The 24,251-nt window shown below is 31.7% G+C and carries 20 protein-coding genes and 1 pseudogene; 14 read left to right on the forward strand and 7 right to left on the reverse strand.

Annotation, left to right across the window (positions count from 1 at the left end):
- Nucleotides 1-78: 78 nt before the first annotated feature.
- Nucleotides 79-2,853 carry a DNA polymerase I gene (polA, locus tag D0T53_RS01810; protein ID WP_163264478.1) on the reverse strand — a complete coding sequence of 925 codons (2,775 nt, stop codon included), beginning with the start codon at nucleotides 2,851-2,853 and terminating at the stop codon, nucleotides 79-81.
- A 201-nt stretch (nucleotides 2,854-3,054) separates the two neighbouring features.
- On the opposite strand from polA, the gene D0T53_RS01815 reads away from it, so the two are divergent.
- The 5 genes and pseudogenes from D0T53_RS01815 to ychF all read left to right on the forward strand — a co-directional run bounded on the left by D0T53_RS01815 (nucleotide 3,055) and on the right by ychF (nucleotide 8,365).
- Complete coding sequence (locus D0T53_RS01815) at nucleotides 3,055-4,026, forward strand: polyprenyl synthetase family protein (protein ID WP_163264480.1); 972 nt, start codon at nucleotides 3,055-3,057, stop codon at nucleotides 4,024-4,026.
- A gap of 174 nt (nucleotides 4,027-4,200) precedes the next feature.
- A pseudogene (locus D0T53_RS13700) lies at nucleotides 4,201-4,707 on the forward strand (glycosyltransferase family 39 protein); the annotation flags it as partial.
- A gap of 360 nt (nucleotides 4,708-5,067) precedes the next feature.
- A complete protein-coding gene (locus D0T53_RS13515) occupies nucleotides 5,068-5,562 on the forward strand; it encodes a hypothetical protein (protein ID WP_255489369.1) in 495 nt (164 codons plus the stop codon).
- A 477-nt stretch (nucleotides 5,563-6,039) separates the two neighbouring features.
- The gene (locus tag D0T53_RS01825) at nucleotides 6,040-7,077 is read left to right on the forward strand and encodes a tyrosine-protein phosphatase (RefSeq protein WP_163264484.1); all 1,038 of its coding nucleotides are present in this window, start codon (nucleotides 6,040-6,042) and stop codon (nucleotides 7,075-7,077) included.
- Between the two features lie 184 nt (nucleotides 7,078-7,261).
- Nucleotides 7,262-8,365: a redox-regulated ATPase YchF gene (ychF, locus tag D0T53_RS01830; protein WP_163264486.1), complete on the forward strand. Its 1,104-nt coding sequence runs from the start codon at nucleotides 7,262-7,264 to the stop codon at nucleotides 8,363-8,365.
- Nucleotides 8,366-8,470: 105 nt separating this feature from the next.
- Here the strand turns inward: ychF and D0T53_RS13520 are convergent, their stop codons facing one another.
- The 3 genes from D0T53_RS13520 to D0T53_RS01840 are packed head-to-tail and all read right to left on the reverse strand — an operon-like array spanning nucleotide 8,471 to nucleotide 10,571.
- Nucleotides 8,471-8,605, reverse strand: a complete 135-nt coding sequence (locus D0T53_RS13520; RefSeq protein WP_255489370.1) for a hypothetical protein — start codon at nucleotides 8,603-8,605, stop codon at nucleotides 8,471-8,473.
- The gene (locus D0T53_RS01835) at nucleotides 8,577-9,008 is read right to left on the reverse strand and encodes a hypothetical protein (protein ID WP_163264488.1); all 432 of its coding nucleotides are present in this window, start codon (nucleotides 9,006-9,008) and stop codon (nucleotides 8,577-8,579) included. The genes D0T53_RS13520 and D0T53_RS01835 overlap by 29 nt, the downstream gene beginning before the upstream one ends.
- Nucleotides 9,009-9,038: 30 nt before the next feature.
- Nucleotides 9,039-10,571, reverse strand: coding sequence for a glycosyltransferase family 39 protein (locus tag D0T53_RS01840; RefSeq protein ID WP_163264490.1), 1,533 nt, complete (start codon nucleotides 10,569-10,571; stop codon nucleotides 9,039-9,041).
- A gap of 492 nt (nucleotides 10,572-11,063) precedes the next feature.
- On the opposite strand from D0T53_RS01840, the gene dtd reads away from it, so the two are divergent.
- The 3 genes from dtd to deoC are packed head-to-tail and all read left to right on the forward strand — an operon-like array spanning nucleotide 11,064 to nucleotide 12,734.
- Nucleotides 11,064-11,516, forward strand: coding sequence for a D-aminoacyl-tRNA deacylase (gene dtd, locus D0T53_RS01845; protein ID WP_163264492.1), 453 nt, complete (start codon nucleotides 11,064-11,066; stop codon nucleotides 11,514-11,516).
- Between the two features lie 3 nt (nucleotides 11,517-11,519).
- Nucleotides 11,520-11,846 (forward strand): nucleotide pyrophosphohydrolase, encoded by a 327-nt coding sequence (locus D0T53_RS01850; RefSeq protein ID WP_163264494.1) that lies wholly within the window; start codon nucleotides 11,520-11,522, stop codon nucleotides 11,844-11,846.
- A gap of 27 nt (nucleotides 11,847-11,873) precedes the next feature.
- On the forward strand, nucleotides 11,874-12,734 hold the full coding sequence (gene deoC, locus D0T53_RS01855) for a deoxyribose-phosphate aldolase (protein WP_370457773.1): 861 nt from the start codon (nucleotides 11,874-11,876) through the stop codon (nucleotides 12,732-12,734).
- 38 nt (nucleotides 12,735-12,772) lie between these two features.
- Here the strand turns inward: deoC and uvrC are convergent, their stop codons facing one another.
- The 3 genes from uvrC to mnmG form a co-directional block, all read right to left on the reverse strand.
- Nucleotides 12,773-14,596, reverse strand: coding sequence for an excinuclease ABC subunit UvrC (gene uvrC, locus D0T53_RS01860; RefSeq protein WP_163264498.1), 1,824 nt, complete (start codon nucleotides 14,594-14,596; stop codon nucleotides 12,773-12,775).
- 51 nt (nucleotides 14,597-14,647) lie between these two features.
- Entirely contained in the window at nucleotides 14,648-15,172 is a 525-nt protein-coding gene (locus D0T53_RS01865; protein WP_163264500.1) for an adenine phosphoribosyltransferase, read from the reverse strand.
- An 86-nt stretch (nucleotides 15,173-15,258) separates the two neighbouring features.
- Complete coding sequence (gene mnmG / locus D0T53_RS01870; RefSeq protein ID WP_163264502.1) at nucleotides 15,259-17,133, reverse strand: tRNA uridine-5-carboxymethylaminomethyl(34) synthesis enzyme MnmG; 1,875 nt, start codon at nucleotides 17,131-17,133, stop codon at nucleotides 15,259-15,261.
- 1,324 nt (nucleotides 17,134-18,457) lie between these two features.
- Here mnmG and D0T53_RS01875 point away from each other — a divergent pair.
- From D0T53_RS01875 to D0T53_RS01900, 6 genes are all read left to right on the forward strand, one after another.
- Complete coding sequence (locus tag D0T53_RS01875) at nucleotides 18,458-18,823, forward strand: GntR family transcriptional regulator (RefSeq protein WP_163264504.1); 366 nt, start codon at nucleotides 18,458-18,460, stop codon at nucleotides 18,821-18,823.
- A gap of 93 nt (nucleotides 18,824-18,916) precedes the next feature.
- Nucleotides 18,917-19,633: a 4-hydroxy-tetrahydrodipicolinate reductase gene (gene dapB, locus D0T53_RS01880; protein WP_163264506.1), complete on the forward strand. Its 717-nt coding sequence runs from the start codon at nucleotides 18,917-18,919 to the stop codon at nucleotides 19,631-19,633.
- A gap of 11 nt (nucleotides 19,634-19,644) precedes the next feature.
- Nucleotides 19,645-21,150 (forward strand): S26 family signal peptidase, encoded by a 1,506-nt coding sequence (locus D0T53_RS01885; protein ID WP_163264507.1) that lies wholly within the window; start codon nucleotides 19,645-19,647, stop codon nucleotides 21,148-21,150.
- A 111-nt stretch (nucleotides 21,151-21,261) separates the two neighbouring features.
- Nucleotides 21,262-22,308 (forward strand): lysylphosphatidylglycerol synthase transmembrane domain-containing protein, encoded by a 1,047-nt coding sequence (locus D0T53_RS01890; RefSeq protein ID WP_221411482.1) that lies wholly within the window; start codon nucleotides 21,262-21,264, stop codon nucleotides 22,306-22,308.
- Nucleotides 22,309-22,334: 26 nt separating this feature from the next.
- A complete protein-coding gene (locus D0T53_RS01895) occupies nucleotides 22,335-23,153 on the forward strand; it encodes an alpha/beta hydrolase family protein (RefSeq protein WP_163264509.1) in 819 nt (272 codons plus the stop codon).
- A 12-nt stretch (nucleotides 23,154-23,165) separates the two neighbouring features.
- A complete protein-coding gene (locus tag D0T53_RS01900; protein ID WP_163264511.1) occupies nucleotides 23,166-24,245 on the forward strand; it encodes a hypothetical protein in 1,080 nt (359 codons plus the stop codon).
- Nucleotides 24,246-24,251 lie beyond the last annotated feature (6 nt).

A 24,251-nucleotide genomic window follows, 5' to 3' on the forward strand; every position in this document is an offset into this window, starting at 1 on the left:
GTCTATTTATTCAATTCCATAGTCTTGTTAAATGCAAAGGTACATCAAAAATTATTATACTATTAAAAAAAGATTCTATTAATGAGCTTCGAGCCAGTTATCTCCAACACCACAGTCTACTTTTAAGGGTACAATCAGACTATATGCTGTTTCCATTTCTTCTATTACAATTTGTTTAACCTGCTCCAATTCATTTTTTTCAACATTAAAATTCAACTCGTCATGTACTTGTAAAATCATTTTCGATTTAAGATCTGCAAGCCTAAAACGCTCAAATATGCGAACCATAGCTACCTTAATAATATCGGCAGCACTGCCTTGTATAGGAGCATTAATTGCGTTTCGCTCGGCATAACCACGTACAGTAGCATTACGCGAATTGATATCGGGTAAAAAACGTTTTCTCCCAAAAATAGTCTCAACATATCCTTGCTTACGAGCAATTTCAATGCTATTGTCCATATATTTCTTTACATCGGGATACGATTCAAAATAGCCATCGATAAGTTCTTTAGCTTCGCCTCTGGGTATGGTAAGTCGTTCGGCTAAGCCAAATACCGATATACCATAAATAATACCAAAATTAGCTGTCTTAGCCTTACGCCTCATATCGCCGGTAACTTCATTTATCGGCAATTTATATATTTTCGCAGCCGTAGCGGCATGAATGTCTTCCCCACTATTAAAAGCTTCCACCATATGAGGATCTTCGCTCAAATGAGCCATTATACGTAATTCTATTTGCGAGTAATCGGCCGAAAGAAATATACAATTTTTATCGGCTGTAAATGCTTTACGTATTTCTTTGCCTTGTTCGTCGCGTATAGGTATATTTTGCAAGTTAGGATTGCTGGAACTCAATCGCCCTGTCGATGTAACAGTTTGGTTATAAGATGTATGAAGCTTATTGTCTTTTTTACTTATAAGTTGGGGCAAAGCATCTATATAAGTGCTCAAAAGTTTTTTAAGCCCTCTGTATTCTAAAATTTTACCTATTGCAGGATGTTTATCTTTCAGTTTTTCCAAAGTTTCTTCACTGGTGGTATACTGTCCTGTTTTAGTTTTTTTCGGATTATCTATTACCTTCAATTTTTCGAATAGCACCTCTCCTACCTGTCGGGCAGAATTAATATTAAATTCTGTTCCGGCAAGCGAATATATCTCGTTTTCGATACGTTGCAGTTCTTTTGTCAATACTTCCGACGATTCTCCCAAAGTTTCCTTATCAAGCACTACACCGGTATATTCCATATCAGCAAGCACATATATAAGTGGTAACTCTATATCGTACAATAATTTCTGAAGATTGTTATTTTCTATTTCTTTTTCAAGAATATTCTTCAGTTTCAATGTTATGTCAGCATCTTCACAAGCATAATCACAAACTATGTTTTTAGATACATCCCGCATATTCAACTGATTTTTACCACGTGACCCTATCAGTTCATCAATATGGATAGTTCTATAATTTAAATATGTTTCAGCCATATAATCCATATTGTGCCTTAACTCAGGATTCAACAGATAATGGGCTATCATAGTATCAAAAAGTTTACCTTTAACTTCTATTCCATATTTTTTCAATACAATGATATCGTACTTTATATTCTGTCCTATTTTTTCAATCGACTCGCTTTCCAAAAAATCTTTGAAAATAGTGACTTGTTTACAGGCTTCTTCAAAAGATGCTGAAACCGGTACATAGTAAGCTTCTCCTTCGGTAAAAGAGAACGACATACCTACCAATTCGCTTATAATAGGATCTAAACCGGTAGTTTCGGTATCGAAAGAACAACTCTTCTGTTTTAGTATTTTCTCCGATAATTCCCTCATTTTATCTTCTGTATCAACAAGATAATAATTATGTGGAATAGCTTTTAAATCGATAAGATTCGAATAGCTTATTTCTTCCGATTCGGGAACTGAAAATTCTTCGAAAAGATTGCCCTGAACCGGTGTGCCTTTTGTGGACGAAAGAGGTTTTGTTTCCTTTTTTAATACACGATTAATAAGTGTGCGAAACTCTAATTCTTCGAATATAATTTCCAGTTTTTCTTCATTAATAGCTTTACGTTCATACTCTTCTTTATGAAACTCAACAGGAACATCGGTCTTTATAGTCGCCAAAAATTTAGAAAAAATAATCTGATCTTTATTCTCCTCTAATTTTGTTTTCAACGAGCCCTTAATCTCTGATGTATGCTCCAGTAAATTTTCAATAGAACCATATTCGGCTACTAATTTTTCGGCTGTTTTAGGTCCTACACCCGGGCATCCGGGTATATTGTCCGAAGCATCTCCCATCAACCCTAAAAGATCTATCATCTGAATAGGGTGGGAGAGTTTATACTTTTCCATCACTGCCTTATCGTCTAAAACAGTAAAGCCTCCACCAAAAAAATTGGGCTTGTACATAAATATTTTATCACTTGTGAGCTGCCCGTAATCCTTATCGGGAGTCATCATAAAAACTTCGAACGATTCTTTTTCTGCTTCTTTTGCAATTGTACCTATTACATCGTCAGCCTCGTACCGCGCAACTTCAAGCATTTTTATATTATAGGCGGCTATTATATCCTTTATAATAGGTACCGATAGTTTTATATCTTCGGGAGTCTCTTCCCGCTGAGCTTTATAATGTTCATAGGCTTCGTGACGGAACGTTCCGCCCGGAGGATCGAAAGCAACCGCTATATGTGTTGGGTTTTCTTTTTTCAACAACTCTTCCAGTGTATTTACAAAACCAAAAATTGCAGAAGTATTCAAACCTTTAGAATTAACCCTCGGACTTTTTATGAAAGCATAATACGACCTGTATATAAGTGCATAAGCATCAATAAGAAATAATCTCATAGTGTAGATAATATTTGTTTATAAAAACATTCTAAATATCAATTTTCTGATAATTTGTACGAATCGGTACAAGATACATTAAATTAATTTATCAGAATAATATTTAATTACCCGATGTAATTGTTGGTAAAGTTATAATAAATGACATTAAAAGCCGAATTATTTATAACTTTGCATCCTTAGTCTTAGTAAATTTTCTTTATGGATAGAAAGCTTTTAATAGCTGAACCGATAGCCGAAGAATTAAATAAATTCGATAGTTATTACAAAGAAGCTATCTCTTGTGATAATCCACGGATTCAGAATATCATAGATTATATAATGAAATCTGATGGTAAAAAAATCCGTCCGGTTTTACTTTTGCTTGCAGCAAAAGCTTGTGGCGAAATAAATAATATCACTTATTATTCTGCTATAACAGTCGAATTATTGCATACAGCTTCGTTAATTCATGACGACGTTGTTGATGAATCGAAAATAAGACGTGGTAAAGCTTCTGTGAATGCTACTTTCGATAATAAAATGGCTGTTTTGGCAGGTGACTATTTTTTATCTACAGCTCTTATAAAAAGTGTGCTTACCTCAAATATAGATATTATTACTTCTATATCGAATTTGGGGCGCAATTTGGCTGAAGGAGAGCTAAATCAGCTTTCTTTAGTTAAAGAAATTATTATAGAAGAAAAGGAATATTTCGAAGTAATAAAGAAAAAAACAGCATCGCTTATATCGGTATGTATGAGAATAGGGGCATTATCTGTTGGTGCAACCGAAAAGGATGTAAATATGTTTGCCCAATTGGGTGAATATCTGGGAATTTGCTTCCAAATGAAAGACGATATTTTCGATTATTTCAGTGATGACGTGGGTAAACCTACAGGAAATGATATTAAAGAAGGAAAAATAACCCTGCCTCTTTTATATGCTTTAAAAAATTCAGATACCATTGAATCGGAAAAATTACTTTCTATAATAAACGAACATAATTTTACTGAAGAAAATATAGAGAAACTTATACAGTTTGCTAAAAAGAACGGGGGTATAGAATATACTTACCAAAAAATAGAAGAATACAAAAACAAAGCACTCGACATTATAAATTCGCTATCTGAAGATAAAATTAAAAAAGCGCTTATAAACACGGTAGAGTACATAATAGAACGGAATTATTAAGGAGTTCTATGATTTTTGATTGGTAATACAAAAACTTTTATGAAAGAGAAATCGGTATATATTTGTCTGTTTATTTATTCGTTTATACTGCTTTTTTTTTGCACCGAATCTTCACCTCTATACTACATAAATCAATGGGCTGATGTAAATATATATTTTAATATAGGCAAAACTATGCTGAACGGACAAGTTCTTTATCAGGATATTTTTGACCACAAAGGTCCTCTAATTTTTTTTATATATAGTATAGGATATACAATATCAAACAACAGTTTTCTAGGCATATTTATATTAAGCAGCTTATTCTTATTTATAGGTTTATGTTATGTATATCTTACAGCCAGACTATTTCTTAATAATTTTTTATCGGTTATTGTATCCTTTATATTCTCTTTATTTATACTAACTAATTCTTATTCGGGAGGATCGGCCGAAGAATTTATTGTTATGTTATTAGCAGTTAGTTTATATTATTTCATAAAATACTTCAATAACATTTCTCAAAAACCGAACAAAAAAATACTTTTTATACAAGGTTTCATTTTTGCTACCATTCTATTTATAAAAATCAATCTTATAAGCTTTTTCTTTTTTCCATTATTAATAATAGCACTTTTTGATTTTTACAATAAAAATTTCAAAAACTTTTTATCAAACATTACATACTTCACATTAGGTATGTCGTTAATAACCATACCTCTTATATTGTATTTTATATTTAATAATGCCTTTAATGATTTTATATTCGGATACTTCGAATTTAATATGCTGTATTCGAACCTCAAATTCGATTTTCATTTTGTTTTAGGACTTCTTGTTAAGTTCTGGCATTTATGTATAAAAAATCCTGTATTTATAATTTTAATAATAACCGGTATTTTATCTTTTACATTTTCAGATATTCTCAAAAACAAATGGCTTAAATCTTTCGTAATATTATCGTCGATACCTCTGTTTATAACAATATTGGCTGTACCATATATGCTCGATTACTACTATCTGCCACTCACAATATATGTTTCGTTCGGTTTAATTTATATATTGAAATTTATAAACGAAAAAGTAAATTTAAAATTATCTGTTCTATGCATATTACCTTTATTTATAACATCAATAATTATAGGTTGTATTATAAAAGGCTTTTTTGGCAATGATATTATTAATATTTTAAAAAGAGATACAGAACAAACAAACAATGTAATCGGTGTTTTTTCGGAAGAAATAACTAAAAGTTGCAATCGCACACTAATTATCTTAGGACTAAATAAAAGTATTGCTATCTTCACTAAAGATAATATTATGCCAAATACTAAATATTTTTTCTATCCTAATATTGCATACGAAAGCTATCCACTTATTCGAAATACACAAGAAGAATATATAAAAAATAAAAGTACGCAATTTATTATACTCTCCGATATAAATCTTTACTATACATATTTTAAAGAATCTGATATACTGAAAGATAACTACGATATTGTAAAAACGGTAAAAGAAAATACCGGTAATTCTTATTACTTATACAAGAAAAAATAATAAAGTATTTAATAATACTTGTTGATAAAATGTTGATAGTCGTTGAAAAGAAAAAGTTGCAACTTTGAAATAAAAGTACATGCAGTGATAATTCTTAAATCTAAAATTTTTTAGCAAAAAAATACGCTAAATATTTTACGAGGTTTTCAACATAAAAAGAAGAACAATTATCAAAAATATTATCAACATAACAAGTTATCAACATCATCTTAAAAAAGTACACAACTACAAGAAATACAGAAATAATAACAGAAAAATAATTGTTGATAACAATACTAAAACTGTACTGAAAAACATTAATAACTTAAAAAGCAAATAAAATTAGGTGTTTGTATTAACACTTTCAACAGGCCATAATTATAATCATAAGTTTTTTAATTAATAAATAAAAAGAATATAATAATATAGGTTGTTGAAAAAGTATATACCGAAAAGTTTAGTAACTTTAATGTCGCATACATATAAATTCTATATTATATGAAAACATTATTTTTAATGTTAGCTATCATTTGCTTTGCAACATCGTGTCGAAATAAAGAATATAAAATTATGTATCAAGGGAACGACTTGTCGGATAAAATACAGATAAAAAGAGATAAACAAACTAAAGCTGCTTATTTAATCGTAGATAAAAACGAAAAGTGGAAACTATATGGCGGAACTACTGTCGAAAATATCAATCTTTCTGAACCTGTAGCAATAGGAGAGGGGAGTGGCACTTTCCCTATCGATGTAGATAGTAGTGTGCGTTGGTATTTTTATATAGTTTCAGGTAAAGATAAAGCAATATTAGCCGAACGTCATCTGCCTATGTCTGGCGGGTATAATTTCAGGGATTTAGGCGGAATACCAACAAAGGATGGTAGACACGTAAAATGGGGTAAGATACTTCGTTCGGATGATTTACATAACCTGACGGATGCCGATTTGGATTATTTGTCGTCTGTTCCGTTGGTTTCGGTTGTCGATTTCAGGTCTGAGGGCGAAATTCGAACAAATCCTGATAAATTGCCGGTTTCGGTAAAAAATGCTTATCCGCTTTCTATTAGTCCCGGAAATATAACTTCGGTCGAAAGCATAGAAGGTTCTCCTTTATCGAGAATGGATACTATTATGATGGAAATAAATAAAATGTTGGTTTCCGATCCTGTTTGTACTGAGCAATATAAAACATATTTTAAATTACTTCAGGATAGTAATAATATTCCTTTAATGTTTCATTGCTCGGCTGGTAAAGACCGTACTGGTATGGCAGCGGCACTAACTTTGGCGGCATTAGGCGTAGATGAAAAAACTATATTAAACGATTATTTATCGTCTAACAATTATCTGAGTGGTAAATACACAAAGTATATAGAAGAAAAACCTAATTTAAAGCCTTTATTTGAAGTTAAACCCGAGTTTATAAAGGCTGGGTTGGATTTTATAGAAAATGAGCATGGATCGCTTGAAAATTACCTAGAAAAGGTTCTTGAGGTTGATATACAGAAGATGCGTGGAATGTATCTTGATTAAAAAATATAAATCAGGTAATCTTGCCGATGAACAGTTTTTCAGAACATCGCGTACTATGATTGATCCCGCAAGAAATTCAATTTATTAAAAGAGTCTGAAATAAAAGGCTTTAATTATAATTATATCCGTAGTCTTTATTTTTTACCTATCTTTGCACCTCGAAATTTAATATTTAAAATAAATAATGGCATTACAGTGTGGTATAGTAGGACTTCCGAATGTTGGAAAATCTACTCTTTTTAATTGTTTGTCGAATGCCAAAGCACAGTCGGCAAATTTTCCTTTTTGTACAATAGAACCCAATGTTGGAGTTATAACAGTTCCGGACGAACGTTTGAACAAGTTGGCCGAATTTGTTAAACCTAATCGTATTGTGCCTACTACTGTAGAAATTGTTGATATTGCCGGATTGGTAAAAGGTGCAAGCAAAGGAGAGGGGTTAGGTAACAAGTTTTTAGCTAATATACGCGAAACTGATGCTATTATACACGTTCTTCGTTGTTTCGATGATGACAATATAACACATGTTGATGGTAGTGTGAATCCGGTTCGCGACAAAGAAATTATCGATACCGAATTGCAATTAAAAGACCTTGAGACTGTGATGTCTCGTATACAAAAAGTTGAAAAACAGGCTAAAACAGGAGGCGATAAGGATGCTAAACGTGCTTACGATATTTTGGTTCAGTTTAGAGAGGCTTTAGAACAAGGTAAATCGGCTCGTACGGTTAAATTTGATAATAAAGATGACGAAAAAATAGCTCGTGAAATTTACTTACTTACTTACAAACCTGTATTGTATGTTTGTAATGTTGACGAAGCTAGCGCATCTGCAGGAAATGTTTATGTTGAAAAGGTTCGTGAATCTGTGAAAGACGAAGATGCGCAGATACTTGTAGTAGCTGCTAAAATAGAATCGGAAATAGCAGAATTTGAAACTTACGACGAACGTCAAATGTTTCTTTCCGAGCTTGGCTTGGAAGAATCGGGTGTTGCCCGCCTTATAAAATCGGCTTATAAACTTTTAGGACTTCAAACTTATTTTACTGCCGGTGTACAGGAAGTTCGTGCATGGACGTTTGTTAGTGGCTGGAAAGCTCCACAATGTGCAGGTGTTATTCATACCGATTTCGAAAAGGGATTTATCCGTGCCGAAGTAATTAAGCTTAACGATTTTTTGACTTTAGGATCGGAAGCAGCTGTAAAAGAAGCCGGAAAAATGAGTGTTGAGGGAAAAGAATATATTGTGCAGGATGGCGATATAATGCACTTTAGATTTAATGTGTAAATTTATTATTACAGCCTTAGATAGTCAATCAATTGGTAAATGATTGAAATTGAAAATATAAACAACTGAGAATTAATAATTTGATTCTCAGTTGTTTTTTATTATTTATGCAAATGGTAAAAGCATAGCTCCGAATATAGCAGAAAATGCAAGTGCAAGCGCAAAATAAATTCCGTAAGCAACTAATCCTACTATAGCCGATTTAATTATTTTAGCACCAATAGATTTTTCGTTCCTCATTATATTGCACGATGCCATTATACCTAAGGCTACTGTTGCTCCTAAAATTGCTCCGCCTATAACTCCTGTCATGACCAGTACGAATATAAATCCTAAGCTCATAACAATAAGAGGAATAATTATACCTAAAAGAAAGATCTCCTGCACTTAGTTTTTCTTCCAGATAAATAGTTTCTCCGTTCGCTGTTTTTACGGTATATCCGTTTTTAGCATTAGTGAGTAATTTTATGGTTTCTTGACCTCCATCAATAGTGTTTATTTCGTACTTTGCTCCTCCAAACGATCCTTTTTTCTTTATTTCCTTGTCGTTTTGAAATAATTTTACCGATAAAGGTGTGTAAACAATTTTAAGTGTACCTTCAGCATTGTCGAGCTTAAATTCCAGTTCTTTTTTCCAATTCATGTCTTGGTTTTTTTGTTGGTTAATTTTTATTTAGTGTTTTCGCTTATATAAGAAAACTTGTTTGCCAATATCTGTGCTATCCGGATTATAAGTAGATATAAGTTCATAATTTTTATGTAATGCAGGTAAATCATTATATACTTCGAAATAAGAAGAATATTCTCCTATGACAATAAACATAGGATCTTTTGTTTCGATAAGATTGACTTGGTAATCTCTTATTTCGGGGTATATGTGATAAGGTATATTAGGATAGAAAAAATATTTATAAGTGGGTACTATACCAGATTTTGTAAAAACTCCAAAATCAAGTCCTATATTAAGCAGAGTAGGATTTTTTTCTTTATTAATTATTTGTGTAAATTTTTTTTGCATGTAGGTACATTCTGTTTTTCGTGTTAAACAGTTTATATCTTCATTAAATAATTTTTTGTCGTTGGTTCCTATTACTAAAGTTCCTACAAAAACTGCAATACAGATGTATAAATTATATTTTTTATAATCTATGATTTTATCGATTATTTGAAAAATGAATATTAGTCCGAAAACGGAATAAGCATAAATAACCATGTGTGCATAGGTCATTATATACTTTGATAAGCAAATGAATATAAACGATAGTGCGAATGATGCGAGTATACCAAATTTGTAAAGCTTGTTTTTTATATACCGTTTTGTAAACGATAGCATGCAAACGCCTAATACAAGAATAGGGAACGATATAAAATCGTTTATCATCAATTTTATAAATTGAACTACAATCTTTCTTAAAAGCCATATGTCAGGATTAAATTCGGCATACATAGAATTGAATTCTATATAGCCGAAATAAGCATCATATAATGCCGAATTCAGGCTAAAATACAGAATGAAAGGTAATATGAAAACGATGAATCCTAATAAAAATATTAAACTGTATATTAGTGCTTTAATATATTCTTTTTTGAATAGTAAATTTATACCAATCACTAATAAAAGAGGAACCCAAAATACACATATACTAAGTTTTGACAAAAATGCTAATCCGAACATCAATCCGTGTATAAACATCTGGTTTCGGTATTTTTTATCTGGTAAATCGTTATCCCGAAAATAAAGAATAAAATAATAGAAACTAACAATTATAGATACACTTATAAATTCTTCGGCCGATCCTCCATAATGGCTCTTAGTGAATAAGAAAACTGTATAAATTAAGGCTGTAGCAAACGAAAATGTATCGTTTAAGTATAATCTGGCAATTTTATAAACAAATATAAGGCTGATAAACAGTGTAATACATTCTATTATATAAACTCCCAAAAAACTGTTTGGCGATATTAAGTAAGCAATGGCATAAATTAAAAATATGAAAGGTCCTTTATGATCGAATAAATCTTTGTAAGGTATTAATCCATTAATCATTCCTTTCCCTATCGAAAAGTATATGTTTGGATCGCACCACTCATTAAATAGATACAGGGGTGAGTTTTTTGAATTAAGAAACAGAAAAAACACAGAAAAAACTAATAACAACAATATTATAATTTTATCTGACGATACAATAATTTTCTTTTTTTCCATTATTTCTCTTTTGTGCAACTTTTCTTTACTATTGACCGCAAATATATTATATTTCTGATAAAAATTCGGCATTATCCAATAAACAAGCTTAATTACAAGTTCTTATTTATCTATACTATAGTTATTTTTTCTTCGGAGGGCAGTTATAAGGGATAAATGAATATGAAAAGTATATTAAAACCGTCAGGTTTGTCAGGTTTTTGTTTGAAAGTTAGTTTAGTGTATTGTGAATGGGGTAAAATTCTATATTGATAGAATAACTAAAATAAAAGCAGATGAATATATATAAGTAATGAAAGGATAACAGACGATTGTTTTGTCTCATAAAATAATGGAGTTATTTTTGAGTAAACTTGTAAGATTTGTCAGGTTTTTTATAAAAATACATTTTTAATATGTTATAAACAGTATAAAATTCTATGTAAGTAGAATTTTAATAATTACTCAATTAATGTCTATCTTTGTGTTCTGGTATTTTTTCATTCATTATTTATGAGGGTTGTAATACAAAGGGTTAATAATGCTTCGGTAACAATAGACGGAGATATTAAATCGGTAATAAACGAAGGGCTTCTTATTTTATTAGGTATAGAAGATGTTGATAATGAAGAAGATATTGATTGGTTATGTAAAAAAATAATTAATCTTCGTATTTTTGATGATCAGAATGGCGTGATGAATAGGTCTGCTCTTGATATTAATGCCGATATATTAGTTGTTTCACAATTCACTCTTCATGCGTCAACTAAGAAAGGAAATCGTCCGTCTTATATACGTGCTTCGAAGCCTGAATATGCAATTCCTATGTATGAAAAATTTTGTCAGGTTTTGAAAAATCTTGTGGGGCGTGATATTAAAACAGGAACATTTGGAGCGGATATGAAGGTTGCGCTTGTAAATGATGGGCCTGTTACTATTTGTATTGATTCGAAAAACCGTGAATAGATTATGACAATAGAAGAAGCTCAAAAACAGGTTGACAATTGGATAAAAACAGTAGGGGTCAGGTATTTTAGCGAATTAACAAATATGACTATACTTACTGAGGAAGTAGGGGAGTTGGCTCGTATAATGGCTCGTACTTATGGCGATCAATCGTTTAAAAAATCGGATTTAGATAAAAACATGGCTGATGAAATGGCTGATGTTCTGTGGGTACTTATATGTCTGGCCAATCAGACCGGAGTAGATCTTACCGATGCTTTAAAGAAGAATATTGAGAAAAAGACAAAACGCGATAGTGATAGGCATATTAATAATGATAAATTAAAATAATTAACAGATAATTAGTATATTATGCAAATGGATGATAAATATTTGGCTGTTCTCAAAGAGTACGACACTAATTTGGATGACGAGAAGATAAATGAACGTGTAGCTGAGATTATAGAAAAGAAATTTGACGAAAATAATAATATTGAAGTTTATAAGAAAATCTATTCGTGTCTCGATCTTACATCGTTAAATGTAACAGATTCGAGAGAGGATATTTGGCGTTTTACTGAAAAAGTAAACGATTTTGAAGGTAGTTCCGATATTTCGAATGTAGCTGCTATTTGCGTATATCCTAATTTTGTTGAAACAGTAAGAGAATCGCTTACTGCTCAGGATGTAAAGATTGCTTCTGTTTCGGCGAGTTTTCCAACTTCACAAACTTTTATAGAAGTAAAGGTTGCCGAAACTGCTCTGGCTGTTGCAAATGGAGCAGATGAGATTGATGTTGTTATCAATTTAGGAATGTTCCTTTCTCGTAATTATGAGGAAATGTGTGAAGAAATTGAAGAAGTAAAACATGCTTGTCGCGATGCTCAGTTGAAAGTCATTCTTGAAACAGGAATGTTGAAGAATGCTTCGAAAATAAAAAAGGCATCGATATTAGCAATGTATTCGGGTGCCGATTTTTTGAAAACATCTACAGGTAAAAATTCCGAGGGTGCTTCTTTAAAAGCTGCTTATGTAATGTGTCAGGCTATAAAAGAATATAACAGTAAGTATGTTCGCAAAGTAGGTTTTAAAGCTGCCGGGGGAATCACTACAGTCGAAGATGCTGTTAAATATTATACTATTGTGAAAGAAGTGTTAGGCGAGGAGTGGTGCGATAATACTTTATTCAGAATAGGAGCAAGCCGTTTAGCCGATAGCCTGTTAAAAAGTATAGGATAATTTGCTACACAATATATTTTAAAAGCTGACTATACGAGTCAGCTTTTAAATTTTATATCAATAGTATCGTTGTTATTTAGGTGTTCGTAAAGTAACTTTGCTTTACTTTTTCCAATGGTTTCTTCCAGATCGGGTAAGGATGCTTCTTTTATACGTTTAAAGCTCTTAAATCGTCTTAAAAGTAGTTTTTTAGACTCTTCACCTATACCTTTTATTGTGTCAAGTTCCGATTGTAGTTGCCCTTTACTCCTGCGGTTACGATGGAATGTTATGCCAAAACGATGGGCTTCATCCCTGAGATGTTGTATAACTTTCAGAGTTTCAGAGTTTTTATCTAAATATAGTGGTATAGAATCTTCGGGATAGTAGATTTCTTCCAGTCTTTTGGCTATACCTACTATTGCTATTTTCCCATATACCCCAAGTTCTTTGAGAGATTCTACAGATGCGTTCAACTGTCCTTTTCCTCCGTCTATAACTATCAGCTGGGGTAGGGGAGATTCTTCTTCCATCAAGCGTTTGTATCGGCGGTAGACTACTTCTTTCATTGTCGAATAGTCGTCGGGGCCTTCTACGGTTTTTACTATAAAATGCCTGTAATCTTTTTTCGACGGTTTTGCCATTTTAAATACAACACATGCCGATACAGGATTGGTACCTTGTATGTTAGAGTTATCGAAGCATTCAATGTGTACAGGTAACTCTTTCAGATGTAAATCGTTTTGTATGCCTTTTACTATTCTTACCGATCTTTGTTCGGGGTTTAATGTTTCGGCTTTTTTTAATTTATCTATTTTATATTGCTTTACATTTTGCTGCGATAAAGCGAGCAGCTTTTTTTTATCGCCGCGTTGAGGTATCAAAAATGATGTTTTTGTTAGTGAAATATCGGGGTAGAAAGGCACTACTATTTCTTGTGGATGGCTATCGAATCGTTTTTGCATTTCAATTATGCCCATACCCAACAGTTCTTCAGGGCTTTCTTCCATTTTCTTTTTATATTCAAATGTATAGGCACGTATAACGGCTCCATTCGACACACTTAAATAATTTATATAAGCAGCGTTTTCGTCATCTTCGTAACCGTATACATCTATATTATAATTGGCATTTGTTATTATAGTTGATTTGGTTTTGAAGTTGTCAATCAGTTGAAATTTTTCTTTTAATTTTTGGGCTTCTTCAAATTTCAACTCTTCCGATAACTTTTGCATATCTTCGTAAATGCTGTTGCTAACGAGACCTATATTTCCTTTTAGAATTTCTTTTACATATTCAATGTTTTTGTTATAATCCTCTAAAGTTTGTAGCCCTTCACATGGCCCTAAACATCTTTTTATATGATATTCGAGACAAACTTTAAATTTTTTACTTTTTATATTTTCTGGTGTTAGTGCCAGATTACATGTTCTTATAGGATATAATTTATGTATAATTTCGAGTAATGCTTTTACGCTTAAAGCTGAAGTGTAAGGCCCAAAATATGTAGATCCGTCTTTTATTATTTTGCGTGTTTGAAATACACGAGGGAAATATCCATTTTTGATGACTATTGAGGGATATGTTTTATCATCTTTTAACATTACATTGTATCTGGGTTGAAATTCTTTTATCAGATTATTTTCTAATAAAAATGTATCTTCTTCCGAGTTTACAATAATGTATTTTATATCTCTTATTTTACTTACAAGTATTCGTGTTTTAGGACTATCATCGTGATTTTTAGTGAAATACGATGATACTCTTTTTTTTAAATTTTTAGCTTTTCCTACGTATATAATAACCCCTTTGTCATCGTAGTATTGATAACAACCCGGCTTTTCGGGTATGTTTTTTATTATGTTTTTTAGATAATCTAGCATATTTTTCCAGATTATAAATAAGTTTGTTTGTATAGTTTTGTTTGTGTATTTTTAGAACTTTATAAGCGAGTCAACTTCTATATCGTACGGAAAATGATCCCGTCCTTTTAACTCTTCTAATTCTATTATAAAGTTAATATAAATTTTCTTTACTCCCATTTTTTTTACTAATTTATATGCAGCAAGCATTGTTCCGCCGGTAGCTAATAGGTCATCATGTATAATAACGATATCGTCTGGTGTTAAAGCATCTTTATGTATTTGAATTGTATCTATGCCATATTCTTTTTCGTAGCTTTCTTCTATAGTATCATACGGAAGTTTTCCTGGTTTTCTTATAGGTATAAAACCAGCGTTTAATTCGAGTGCCATAATAGGAGCCATTATAAACCCACGCGATTCTATCCCTATAATTTTTGTTATACCTTTATTCCTGTATTTTTTATTTAGCTCTTTTGTTAACTCTTTTAAATTGTCGGCATTTTTAAATAGAGTAGTCACATCTTTAAATTGAATTCCTGGAATAGGAAAATCCGGTATGTTGCGTATCGATTTTTTTAATTTTTCTAGACTCATTTGTTTATATAATTAAATTCTTATTTTAAGTTTTTTATTGTTCCACGTGAAACAAATTTTCATCGAGTGTTTCACGTGAAACATTTTTATCTTCCTAATAATACTAAAAGTATTGAAATATCATTTGGTGAGATTCCCGGAATTCTACTTGCTTGAGCTATAGTTTCAGGATTTATTCTTTTTAATTTTTCTCGAGCTTCGGTGGAAAGAGATAATATATTATCGTAATCGAATTTTCCTTTTATTCGTATATTCTCGAGACGATTAATTTTGTCTGCTATTATTTCTTCGCGTTTTATGTAACCATCGTATTTGACTTTAATTTCGATGGCTTCGATAATTTCTTCTTTTCGGTTAGGTATTTTGTCTAACTCTGTTTTAAATGTAGAAATATGTTCTTCTATATTATTGATGTTTATTTGTGGACGTGTAAGTAAATCTTTTAAGCGTGTGCGTTGTTTTAATGGCGATGTGCCTAATGTCTCTAATGTTGAATTTATATATTCGGGTTTTAATGAATAATTTTCGGTGAAATCGATTATCCTCGAAATTTCGTTTTTCTTTTCTTCTAATAAATGTAAACGATTACTTTTAGCTAATCCTATAATGTTGCTTTTTTCTGTTAATCTCATGTCGGCATCGTCTTGTCGAAGTAGTATTCTATATTCTGCTCTCGATGTAAACATACGATAAGGTTCGTCTACGCCTTTAGTTACTAAATCGTCGATTAATACGCCAATATAAGCTTCGTTTCTTTTTAGAATAAACTCGCTTCCTCCGTGTATATTTATGTGTGCATTTATACCTGCTATTAATCCTTGTCCGGCGGCTTCTTCATATCCTGTAGTGCCGTTTATTTGGCCTGCGAAAAATAGATTTTTTACAAGTTTAGTTTCTAATGTATGCTTTAGTTGGGTAGGGTCGAAAAAATCATATTCGATAGCATAACCGGGTCTGTATATTTTTATATTACGAAATGCTGGAACTTCTTTTAATGCATTTAATTGAATATCGAGTGGAAGTGAAGATGAAAAACCATTGAGGTAATATTCTTGTGTGTTTACGCCTTCGGGTTCTAAAAATAGTTGATGTGATATCTTATCGGCAAAAGTGACTATTTTTGTTTCAATACTTGGGCAATATCTTGGGCCGATACTTTTAATTTGTCCGTTGTAAAGGGGTGAATCTGGTAATCCTTTGCGTAAAATATTATGTACTTCTTCGTTTGTGTAACATATCCAGCAACTGAGTTGTTTTAATGTTTTTGCCGGATAATCGAGATATGAGAATTTATGAAAATCATCTTCTCCTTTTTGTTCTTCCATTAAAGAAAAGTCAACGCTTTTTCCATCTATACGTACAGGAGTTCCGGTTTTCATTCTTTCAACTTTGAACCCAATTTCTCCCAATTGTTCGGATATTCCGCTAGATGATGGTTCTGCTATTCGTCCGCCTATTAATTGAACTTTGCCAATATGCATTAATCCATTAAGAAAGGTTCCGTTTGTTAGAATTACCGATTTTGCCGAGAAATTTACTCCCATAGCTGTTTTTACTCCTTTTATCTCGTTGTTTTTTATGTCGAGCGAGGTAACAGTATCTTGCCAAATGTCTAAATTTGCGGTGTTTTCGAGTATTTCTCTCCATTTTAGAATGAATTGTGCTCTATCGCTTTGTGCTCTTGGACTCCACATAGCTGGACCTTTCGATTTATTTAGCATTCGGAATTGAATAGCTGTTTTATCGGTAACTATTCCCATTTGTCCGCCTAATGCATCAATTTCTCTAACTATTTGCCCTTTTGCTATGCCTCCTACTGCCGGATTGCAACTCATTTGGCCTATTTTGTTCATATCCATTGTTATCAGTAGGGTTTTTGATCCCATGTTTGCGGCAGCAGCAGCAGCTTCGCAGCCTGCATGTCCTCCACCGATAACTATTACCTCATATTTGAAGTCCATTGTCTTTTTTGATTTGTTTTTACGAAATATGATCTATTCTTTATATACAAAGTTAATATTATTAGTGCAATAATTTATCTTCGTGTTGTTAATAGCTGTATAATCTTTTTGTTTTGTAAAATATCGTTTGCTATTTTATAAATCTTCTTTCTCTTTTTGATCATTTTTCTTTTTATTATCTGTAATTAATTTTCTAAAATGTATTTCTATGTATAAATAATAAATCTATTGATTCCTTATTTGTGTTATTTTTTAATATCTGATTGTGTATTTATATTACTTGTTGTTTTTGTAGTAATTGATATTATTTAGTTATTTTCTCTATTTTTTATTTTCTCTGCTTTTATTAATAAGTTAATTTATATTTATAACTATAGAATTATAGTTTACTTAAATTATTATTATATTTTTAATTAATGAATTATACTAATAATTATATATTTTTTAATGTTAAAATATTTCATAAGTTATAGCGTTATATATATCTATATATATTCTATACTTCTTATAATATTTCATATTTTACTTTTTAATTTGTTATTATCTATCTCTTGTTTTTATTTTTTTATATTCATTCTATTCAGTTCTTGTTTTTTTGAAATATTTTTATTTCTATTTGTAATTTTTTCTTTACAAATTATCTTAATAGTATTTTTAGTTTTTAAATATTGACAATATTATATCTGTTGTCTGTTTATAAGTCGGACATAAATTTAATGTTTCTGTATACTCTCTTCATATTGTATTATTAATTTCTATCAATACTTGGTTTTCTTCCCTTTTCGTTGTTTATGGATTTGCGTGATTTGATATTAAGCTGTTTTTTCTTATTGTTTTTATTATTCCGTATTATGTGAAAATATTAATAAAATTGTCTTGTCTTCTGAATGTTACTTTTTATTTCCTACTTATACAATTTTCAATATATTTTTGTCTTTATATTTTTCTTTCTTTTTATTTTATATTCTATCTATTTATAAATTAAATTATGTTTATAATTATAGTTTTATATATTTATATTATAAATAATTATCTTTATAATAATATATTATATATATATAGTTCTTTTTTATAATGTTAATATTGTTTACTAATAATATGAATATATAATACTATACTAATATTTTATTCTTACATTTAATATTATTCTCCTGTTACCTTTTCAAAATAATTTGCTTTTATCTTATGAGCTTTTCTTAGTTTATATTGTAGTTTAATTAACTACTTCTGTTGTTTAATTGGCAATATTATGTTAAAAAATATCACTTTTTATGCTTTAATAGAATACTAATATTATATTTGAACATCTAAACTTAAGTGTGTTATGGAGTTTCATAAGAATAAGCCAATCTATGTTCAGATTGTAGATATAATTGCTCAAAAAGTTGTTTCGAAAGAATGGACTGAAGAATCAAAACTACCAACTATTAAAGAGTTGGCTAAAGATCTTGATGTTAATCATAATACATTGATGAGATCCCTTGAATTTCTGCAAAATCAAAAAATATTAGTGTCAAAGCGTGGTGTAGGGCTTTTTCTTACAAAAGATTCGTATAATAATGCTTTGAACTTCATGCGTAAATCTTTTTACGATAATCAGGTTCCTGAGTTTTTTGAAACTATGTACACCCTGAAAATCACATTGGGCGAACTTATTGACTTGTATAAGTCGAATAAAAAATCGAAATAATATTAATTTTCTGTATTTTTGTGTGATTAATTTTCTTTTTCTTAGACCAATAAAATGGTTTGAGATAATTTTGTATTATATAAATATCATTTTATGAAGATAGCACTTATAGGTTATGGAAAGATGGGCAAGGAAATTGAACGGATTGCCAAAGAGAGAGGGCACGATATTGTTGCGGCCATAGATGTAACCAATGCAGCTGATATGGATTCGGATCTGTTTAAAAGTGCAGATGTAGCTATTGAGTTTACAACTCCACATACAGCTATGAATAATTACAAGAAATGTTTTGCTTCGAATATTCCGGTGGTTTCGGGTACAACAGGTTGGCTCGAACATATGGACGAAGTTAAGAATGCTTGTGAAAAAGATGGGCAGACTTTTTTCTATGCTTCGAATTTTAGTCTTGGTGTAAATATCTTTTTTGCTTTAAATAAGTATTTAGCTAAAATTATGAATAAATTCCCCGATTATAACGTGAAAATGATAGAAACTCATCATATTCATAAATTGGATGCTCCGAGCGGAACTGCTATTACTTTAGCTGAAGATATAATGGATAATATTGACAGAAAAAGTCGATGGAATCTTGATTCGGAACAAAATAATGACGATTTGGCTATTTATGCTGTACGAGAAGGAGAAGTTCCCGGGATACATGAAATTATATACGAATCTTCTGTCGATTATATAAATATTAAACATGATGCCAAAAACCGTCAAGGATTTGCTCTTGGAGCTGTGCTTGCTGCAGAGTTTACTTGCGGTAAAAAGGGATTTTTGGGAATGAAAGATATGCTCGACTTTTAAAACATAAAGGGATGAATATTAAAGAACGAATACTGAACGCACCGAAGAGAAAATGGATACGCATGGCAATTATGGATTTGCTGTGTATATTATTTGCTATATGGTCGGGTTATTACTTGGTTTTGCTATTGTTATTATTGTTTTTCGATTGTTATATAACAAAATTTATACCTTGGGGAGCTTGGAAAAAATCGAAAAATCCTGTAGTTAGAAAAACGATGGAATGGGTAGATGCTATTCTTTTTGCGCTAATTGCAGTATATTTTATTAATACGTTTTTCTTTCAAAATTATCAGATTCCATCGTCATCTCTTGAGAAATCGTTATTAGTTGGTGATTTTCTTTTTGTAAGTAAATTGAGTTATGGCGCCCGTTCGCCAATGACTCCCTTATCTTTTCCATTAGCTCAACATACATTACCTTTTTTTGATAGTAAATCTTATATCGATAAACCTCAGTTGGAATACAAACGTTTACCCGGATTTGGTTCGGTGGAAAGGGGAGATATTGTAGTTTTTAATTTTCCTGCTGGGGATACAGTTGCTCTAAAAATTCAAGAACGTGACTATTATGCATTATGTAAGGTAAATCCTAATGGACGTGAAGGTGTGTGGGCTAATAAGGCAACTTATGGAGATATAGTTTATCGTCCGGTTGATCGCCGAGAGAATTATGTAAAACGTTGTCTTGGTCTTCCGGGAGAAACTATTGAATTGAAAAATGATACTACTTATATCGATGGAAAGGCTATTGAAGATCCTATAAATATTCAGCACTTATATTTTATACAAACTGATGGAACACAATTATCTGCTAAATTTTTCGAAGGATTAGGAATAACTAATGATGATATAGCTGGTATTGTTGGCGATAAAGCTGAGAATATCCTTCGTCCTTTTTTTGAATCACAATTGGATAGTTTAACTGTTTCTCAAATTGGTTTTGATTGGACTAAAGCAAACAAAGGTATACTTTATGTTAATGTGTTTCTTACGAAAGAGATGGTTAATGAGTTAAAGAAAAAACCTTTTGTTAAGAAAGTTATTCGTCAAAATGATTTTTACCATCGTCTTCATTCATTTACAGGTTCGGTATATTCTCAACAAATGGGTGTATACCCTATTACATATGAAAAGAGCGTTTTGCCCGGTGATTTTCCGGCTCTTTGGATTCCGAAAAAAGGAGAGACTATTCGTTTCGATGAAAACGTTGATTACAAAGTAGCAGCTTACGAACGTTGTATCAAAAACTACGAACATAATAATTTTGATTATAGCGGAGGAAAGGTGTATATAAACGGGAAAGAAGTCGATTCGTATACTTTTAAATTCGATTATTATTTTATGATGGGAGATAATCGTGATAATTCGGCCGATTCGCGTGCATGGGGCTTTGTTCCTGAGGATCATATTGTAGGTAGTCCTGTATTTATTTGGCTTTCGTTAGATAAAGATAAAGGATTGTTTAATGGAAAAATTCGATGGGGACGCCTGTTTACGAGTGCAAAAAAGAAATAAACATATAATTTGCGAAAAATATTAAGGCGGGTAAACCATATTAAAGCGGTTTGCCCGTTTTTTATTGATATTTAAATTCTTAAATTTGTTTCGCATTACTTAAACCTTATTATGGTTAAATCAACGAAATTCAGTGCATGGAAGATTATATTGCCAACTTTGCTTGGGATGGGGGTAATTGTTTATATGCTTTGGAAAGATCTTGCTCAGGATGGCGGCGAAAATCTTGAAAGTTTGAAGCAAATACAAGTTTCATGGAGAACGTTTTTCTGGATTTTTGTAGCTCTTTTATTAATGGTAGGACGCGATTTAGGTTTTACTATACGTTATCGGTATTTAACCGATAAACTTTTATCGTGGAAGCAAAGTATTAAAGTTACTTTGTTAGCCGAATTTGGCTCGGCAATTACTCCTTCTACAGTGGGAGGATCAAGTATGGCTGTTTTGTTTTTAGCAAAAGAAAATATTTCGGTAGGGAAAAGCACAACAATGGTATTTGTTACTATGTTGCTCGACGAGATGTTTTTTGTTGTCACTTTTCCTGTCCTTTTCTTATTTTTACCGTTCGATTCGTTGTTTTCGAGCGATTCAGCTCTTGAGGTTAGTATATTTACTCTTTTTGTTGTGGCTTATATTATCAAGCTTTTACTTTGTGCTTGTTTAATAACCGGTTTGTTCTTTAAGCCTCAAGCTATACGCTGGCTTTTACTTAATATATTTCGTTTACCATTTCTTCGTAAATGGCAACGTGCTGCTCAAAAAGTAGGAGACGATATAATTCTTAGCTCAAAAGAAATAAAAGGGAAAAAAATATCGTATTGGCTTCCATTGATATTTGCTACTGTTTTATCGTGGTGTTCACGATATTTGGTGGTAAATGCCCTTTTTATGGCGTTTTTCCCTGTCGAAGATAATTTGCTTGTATTTGCCCGCCAATTTGTTATGTGGATATTGATGATAATAAGTATAACTCCCGGTGGAAGTGGCTTGACAGAGATAATTTTCGATAAATATTTGAGTGGACTCATACCTATTATGGGACTTGCTCCTGTTATTATGCTTTTATGGCGGTTATTAAGCTATTATAATTATCTTTTTATCGGAGCTTTGCTTGTTCCACGCTGGATAAGTAGTTCGTTTGGAAAGAGGTCGCAGTAATGATAATTTAGAATAAACATAATACGATGAAAACGATTTTGAGAAGTCTCTTTGTAAGTGTTTTTTTACTATCATTTTTATATGTTTCGGCACAGCCGATAGATACTGTTTCGGTATATAGTCATAAAATGGGTATTGATGTCAAAAATTTAGTGATTTTACCGAAGAATTATAATGTCAATCAAACATATCCTGTTCTATATTTACTACATGGTCATGGAGGCAATCATATTTCATGGGCAAGGATTAAGCCGTCGTTACCTGAGGAAGCTTCGAGATATAATATGATTATTGTTTGTCCTGATGGAAAGAATAGTTGGTATTGGGATAGTCCGATAAACTCGAAGTCGCAATTCGAAACTTATGTAAGTAAAGAATTGGTTGAGTATATGGATAAAACTTATAGTACGGTAAAATCGAATAAGGGACGTGCAATAACGGGATTCAGTATGGGCGGACATGGAGGGCTGTGGTTGGGCATTCGGCATCAAGATGTTTTCGGTGCTTGCGGTTCAATGAGCGGGGGAGTAGATATACGTCCTTTTCCGAATAACTGGAATATGAAGAATTTACTGGGTTCGTATAACGAAAATCCCAATTATTGGAACGAACATACGGTAATGAATTTGGTAAAACTTATAAAGCCTTCAACTGCTAATATTATAATAGATTGTGGTGTAGATGATTTCTTTTTTGACGTAAACGAACGTTTACATCGCGAATTAATGCTTAATAAGATTCCTCACGATTATATTGTTCGCCCTGGTGCGCATAATGGTGCTTATTGGAATAATGCTGTTGATTACCAAATTCTTTATTTCTCAAAATATTTTAATAAAAAGTAAACACAGGCTAGTATGACACAATTAGAGCAAAAAGTAAAGAAATTTTCCGATGTAATGGCTGATGATTCGTCTTCTAACGATGATGTTAGTGCTGCTTTACGTCAAATTTATCAACTTATACCGGATGCCGGAGATGAAGACTTTAATAAAGCCTTGAAATCGATATTTTCGTTAGTTAAATTACCTAATATAGATCGTGCAGCAATGGCTGCCAGTATATGTGGTTATCTGGTTGAAAATGGATATCCGGGAGATGTTATTGTTGGCGATTTTATCGAATTGTATGATTCTCTTTTAGACTCGTCGGCTCCGTTTTTTGAAGCATATTATAAGAGAATTGAAGGCTTTGATAAATCGGACGATGAAACCGAAGAAAAAACAAATGAAATTTTCCAAAACTTATGGCAAGAACGCCTTGAATCTGCTCCGCAAGAAATAGGAGCTGTTGTTTGTTTAGATAAGTTTTTTCCTTGTGGAATTTCTTTGTTTTCGGCTGATAGAAAAGCCTTTTCTTCGGGAAAAGAAAAGTTGAACACTAAAGTTTCGGCTTTTGCCGAAGCAAATCAGGGATGTTATTGGTTCGATAAGCTTTTTACTGTTTTGTTCGATGAACCAGTTGTTGTTATAGATATGGATACTAATCGTGGATTTACCGGAAAAATGAGTGGAATTGTTGATAATTTTCAGCTTCAACTAGTATTGATGGGAATTAACGGGTTTAACGACGAAGTCAATATAAACGACGAAGATTTAGATATTATTCATGGTTTTGGATCTCAATCGTCAGAATCGGTTGTTGAAGGCAAATGGAATATGTATGATTGTCATTTGATTGGAAAAGGTGGATGGGAAGAATTAATCAATAATAAAAAGGCTTCAGTTGATAAAGCCCGTGACTTTATGGATACGTGGATATGGAGCGAAGGTTCGCCGGCTGATATTCCAGTTAAAAATGGACATCGGGTTATACTTTTAGGACAACCTTCTTACATTCGTAATTTGAGTATTCAACGTACATTTAAAAACCTCGAAGCATACGTTGAAATCGAGAAAAAATTGACTTCCGAAGAAATTGCAGAATTCTTGAAATAAAATATG

Source organism: Dysgonomonas sp. 216 (assembly GCF_010501065.1).
Classification (GTDB): Bacteria; Bacteroidota; Bacteroidia; order Bacteroidales; family Dysgonomonadaceae; genus QVMM01.